Source organism: Microbacterium sp. CPCC 204701, from assembly GCF_004010105.1.
In the GTDB taxonomy this organism is placed as follows: domain Bacteria; phylum Actinomycetota; class Actinomycetes; order Actinomycetales; family Microbacteriaceae; genus Microbacterium.
In genome coordinates this window covers 1-3784 of record NZ_RRYE01000294.1, presented here as the reverse complement: position 1 = coordinate 3784, position 3784 = coordinate 1, and the positions used below count along the sequence as shown (strand labels likewise).

The 3784-nt window shown below is 71.0% G+C and carries 5 protein-coding genes; 3 read left to right on the top strand and 2 right to left on the bottom strand.

The window, feature by feature from the left end; genetic code table 11:
• On the top strand, nucleotides 1-313 hold a 313-nt coding region (locus tag EIO58_RS14165), incomplete at its 5' end, for a DUF4190 domain-containing protein (protein WP_164861722.1).
• 57 nt (nucleotides 314-370) lie between these two features.
• Here the strand turns inward: EIO58_RS14165 and EIO58_RS14160 are convergent.
• Complete coding sequence (locus EIO58_RS14160) at nucleotides 371-1234, bottom strand: fumarylacetoacetate hydrolase family protein (RefSeq protein ID WP_127820073.1); 864 nt, start codon at nucleotides 1232-1234, stop codon at nucleotides 371-373.
• A 107-nt stretch (nucleotides 1235-1341) separates the two neighbouring features.
• On the opposite strand from EIO58_RS14160, the gene EIO58_RS14155 reads away from it, so the two are divergent.
• Both EIO58_RS14155 and EIO58_RS14150 read left to right on the top strand, forming a co-directional pair.
• Nucleotides 1342-2571, top strand: a complete 1230-nt coding sequence (locus tag EIO58_RS14155; RefSeq protein WP_127820072.1) for a PrsW family intramembrane metalloprotease — start codon at nucleotides 1342-1344, stop codon at nucleotides 2569-2571.
• Nucleotides 2572-2798: 227 nt separating this feature from the next.
• Nucleotides 2799-3167 carry an FKBP-type peptidyl-prolyl cis-trans isomerase gene (locus EIO58_RS14150; RefSeq protein ID WP_127820071.1) on the top strand — a complete coding sequence of 123 codons (369 nt, stop codon included), beginning with the start codon at nucleotides 2799-2801 and terminating at the stop codon, nucleotides 3165-3167.
• A 63-nt stretch (nucleotides 3168-3230) separates the two neighbouring features.
• Here the strand turns inward: EIO58_RS14150 and EIO58_RS14145 are convergent.
• Nucleotides 3231-3784 (bottom strand): NAD(P)-dependent oxidoreductase (locus EIO58_RS14145; RefSeq protein ID WP_164861721.1); only part of this gene is annotated, 554 nt, incomplete at its 5' end.

Genomic DNA, 3784 nt, shown 5'->3' with positions numbered 1-3784 from the left:
CGCGCCGGCTCCCGCGACCATCCCCGGCAAGACGCTCGGCATCGTCGCGTTCGTCGTGTCGTTCTTCGCGTCGCTGATCGGACTGATCCTCGGCATCGTCGCGCTCGTGCAGAGCCGCAAGGCCGGTCACAAGAACGGGTGGGCGGTCGCGGCGATCATCCTGGGGTCGGTCTTCCTCGTCCTCACGATCATCCTGGCGGTCGTCCTCATCGGTATCGCCGCGGCGGGCGCCGCGCAGATCGCCGAGTTCTGCGCCCAGTACGGTTCGGGCACACACGAGACGACGACGGGTCTCACGATCACGTGCCCGTGAGCTGACCCCGCTTCTGCAGAGGGCGGTCCCGCAACGGCGGGGCCGCCCTCTGCGCGCTCAGTCGAGGATCCGGCAGTGCGTGGTCAGCGACCCGATGCCGTCGATGCCGACGGTCACGGTGGAGCGGTCACGGAGGAACACCTGCGGGTCGCGCGAGTAGCCCGCGCCGCCCGGGCTGCCGGTGGAGATGAGTGTGCCCGGAAGCAGCGTGGCCGACTTCGACAGGTGCGAGATCAGCGTCGCCACCGGCCGCACCATCTGGCCCGTCGTGGCGTCCTGCATCGTATTTCCGTCGAGGACGGTCCAGATGTGGAGGTCCTGCGGGTCGGGGACCTCGTCGGCGGTGACCGCGAACGGGCCGGTCGGGGTGAACCCGTCGAAGGACTTGCAGCGCGACCACTGCGCCTCGGAGTACTGGATGTCGCGCGCGGTGATGTCGTTGACGACGGTGTAGCCCCACACGTGGCCGAGCGCCTCGTCGGGCGAGACGTCCTTCGCAGGCGTGCCGATGATGACACCGAGCTCGGCCTCGTAGTCGACGGACTCGCTGAGCGACCGCGGCCACGCGGTCGTGCCCTGGTGACCTGCCAGCGAGTTGGGCCACAGCACGAAGACCGTCGGCGTCGAGTCCGTCTTGAGCCCGAGCTCGGTCGAATGGGCCGCGTAGTTCAGCCCGATCGCGAGGATCACGGGCGGGGCGAGGACGGCCGACGCGTAGCGCGCCCCGTCGAGCGGATGCCGCTCTCCGCGGCCTGCGGTGTCGCGCACCAGCTGCAGCAGCTCGTCGCCGCCGGTGACGAGCTCGTCCAGGGTGCGGGGAGCGCCGTCGAACAGCCCGTCGACGAACACGGCCTCTTCGCCATCCACTGTGACGAGCCTCGGCTCCTCCGAATCCGGGGGGACGACGTGGGCGAAGCGCATTCCTCCAACCTACCGGGCCGCTCGCACGCGCGTCCCGGAAGGACGGGCCCGAGCGATGAGGATCCTGGACTCGGAAGCGGCCGGCCCGACAGCTCTAGGCTGAGCGCATGACGCACGACCAGGGTGCCGCCAGTCTCCGGCCCTCGCTCACCCCGCCCGAGTTCGCTTCACCTCTCGCCCAGCCGTTCCATGCGGCCCCCGTGCCGATCACGCCCGCGACGACGTCGCCGGCTCCCGTGCAGGTGCCGGCAATCGCCGCGCCGCGGCGGGGCCGCACCGCGAGCATCTGGCTGGTGGGCCTGCTCGTACTGGTGCTGGTCGCGCTCGTCGGGTACTTCCTGAACGCGCTGGGTCCGGGCGCCTCTCTCATCGGCATGCTGCTGGCGCTGGTGCCGCTCGCTGGCGTCGTCCTCGCGGTGCGGATCGTTGACCGCTGGGAGCCCGAGCCTCGCGGCCTGCTCGCGCTCGCCGTCGCGTGGGGCGCGATCGCCGCCGTCGGCATCGCGCTCGGCGTCGACCTCCTCATCACGATCGCGATCGGCAACGACGGCTCGCCGCTGCGGGAGGCGTTCAGCGTCGTCGTGCAGGCTCCGGTCGTCGAAGAACTGGCAAAGGGCCTGGGCGTCCTCATCATCTTCGCGACCGCGCGGCGCGCGTTCGACGGCCCGGTCGACGGGATCGTCTACGGCGCGCTGATCGGAGCCGGGTTCGCGTTCACCGAGAACATCCAGTACTTCGCGATCAGCTTCATCGAGGGAGGCGCCGCCGACACGACCGCGACGTTCTTCGTGCGCGGCATCCTGTCGCCTTTCGCGCATGTGATGTTCACGAGCGTCACCGGCTTCGCCCTCGGTCTCGCCGCCCGTCGCGGCGCCGCCGTCGGTCACGCGATCGGACCCTGGCTGCTCGGGCTCGCCGGAGCGATCGCGCTGCACGCGCTGTGGAACGGATCCGCGCTGTTCGGTGACTTCTTCGCGCTGTACATCACGCTGCAGGTGCCCCTCTTCGCCGGCTTCATCCTGGGGATCATCGCGCTGCGCCGGGAGGAGTCGCGCCTCACGCGCCGCCGCCTGGGGGAGTACGCAGGGGCCGGGTGGTTCACGCCGCAGGAGGTCGACATGCTGGCCACGTCGGCCGGCCGCAAGGCGGCACTGGCGTGGGCGAGGTCGCTGCGCGGTGACCGCACCGGGCTCATGAAGACGTTCATCGCGGACGCCACCGCGCTCGCGGCGACCCGCCAGCGGGCGATCACGGGGCGCGATCCGCACGCCGTGTCGGACGAGCGCGACCTTCTCGCGAAGACCTCGGCGACGCGCGCGGCGATGTTCGCGCCGTAGGTCTTGACAGCCTCGGCGGGCTCCCTGCATCCTGAAACCAGGTCAACTCAGCGCTCGGTAGACACGCAGGCATCGCCGCGGCACCGGGCGCTGAGTCTTGATGTGGCGCGGGCAGGGCTCGAGCAACGCGCTCTGCGAGCGCCTCCTGATTTTGCGCCTACCACGTCTCCGTTCCCTCACCGCGAACGCGCACTGCGCTCACGCACGTCGGGTGGTTGGATGGAGGCATGACTGAAGACCGCACCAAGCCCGAGATCGACGCGCCCACCGGTCCGGCTCCGGCCGACCTCGTCATCCGCGACATCGTCGTGGGCGACGGCGCCGAGGCGAAGCCCGGCGACACCGTGACCGTCCACTACATGGGCGTCGACTACGAGTCCGGAGAGGAGTTCGACTCGTCGTGGAACCGGGGCGAGAGCATCCAGTTCCCGCTGCGCGGCCTCATCCAGGGCTGGCAGGACGGCATCCCCGGCATGAAGGTCGGCGGCCGCCGCGAGCTCGTCATCCCGCCGCACCTCGCGTACGGTCCGGCCGGCGGGCACTTCCTCGGCGGCAAGACCCTGATCTTCGTCATCGACCTCATCGCGGTCGGCTGACCCGAGTCGTGCATCGAGGGGGCGGATGCTGCGGCATCCGCCCCCTCGTCGTCTCGGGCGTCGTCAGCCCGAGACCGATACCGTCGCGCCGACCATGGTGCGCTGCTCGACGAGGTCGGCGTGCACCTCGGCGACGCCGCGCCGGGCGACCTTGCGCGCCCGCCGGCTGCCGTCGGTCGAGACGAACCGCTCGGTGGACTCGCCGTCGGTGAGATACACGGGCTGCACGATGGTCCAGTCGAGCTCCGACCCTCGCAGCAGCATCTCCTGCAGCTCGGAGTCGAACAGCTGCGGCTTGATCAGCAGAGTGAACAGGACGCGGTCGACGAAGCCGAGCAGCTCGCGCGTCTCGCCGACGCCGTACGACGACTGCACGACCACGCGTCGCACGCCCGCCTCGCGCGCCGCGCGTATCAGCAGGTCGGTCGCGCGGGAGCGCACGTCGCCGGGCGTCCCCTTCGCGCCGCGGAGCCTGACTCGAAGCACAGGCTCGGAGATGCCGAGCGTGACGACCACGGCGTCGTGGCCGGGGAGGACCCGGTCGAGGGTCGGCCGGTCGGTGGCGTCGCCGTCCACGCGCTCGAGCCCGGGCTTCGGCGCGAGCGAGGTGGCGCGCC

Coding starts and splice junctions, on each gene's coding strand:
- EIO58_RS14155 (WP_127820072.1), top strand. CDS start 1,342: ATGACGCACGACCAGGGTGCCGCCAGTCTCCGGCCCTCGCTCACCCCG.
- EIO58_RS14160 (WP_127820073.1), bottom strand. CDS start 1,234: ATGCGCTTCGCCCACGTCGTCCCCCCGGATTCGGAGGAGCCGAGGCTC.
- EIO58_RS14150 (WP_127820071.1), top strand. CDS start 2,799: ATGACTGAAGACCGCACCAAGCCCGAGATCGACGCGCCCACCGGTCCG.